Below are 341 nucleotides of genomic sequence, written 5' to 3'. Positions count from 1 at the left end.
CCCCTACGGAATATTTTATTTTTTTTGGTAGATGTTGGTTTGTCAATGATGTGTTACACATTTTTTTATTTATTATATTTAAATTCGTATACTTCACCAAAATTAATATAGTCATTATATACACTTTGTGGAGTTTTCCAATCTAAAGAACGAGTTGGAATATTATTATACTGATAGTTCCAACGTTTAAGCTGTCGCTTGAAGTCCTCAAAATCATAGAATTTGTGTGTTGCGTAAAAGTATTCGTTATCCTTGCGGTGAGAGCGTTCAACCTTGCCATTATGACGTGGCGTCATAGGCTTTATAAGCTTATGTATACAGTTATGTTGTTCACACCAAAG

General features: G+C 32.8%; 1 protein-coding gene. It reads right to left on the bottom strand.

The features are described 5' to 3' along the window. Positions 1–65: 65 nt before the first annotated feature. A partial coding sequence (locus QVO88_RS02285; protein WP_288177725.1) for an integrase core domain-containing protein occupies positions 66–341 on the bottom strand: 276 nt, incomplete at its 5' end.

Origin of the sequence: Ruminococcus sp. CAG:57 (assembly GCF_000435935.1) — a bacterium.
Taxonomy (GTDB): Bacteria; Bacillota; Clostridia; order Oscillospirales; family Ruminococcaceae; genus Hominimerdicola; species Hominimerdicola aceti.
Note: the sequence above shows the minus strand (reverse complement) of the source record. Positions and strands in the feature narration are given on the sequence as shown.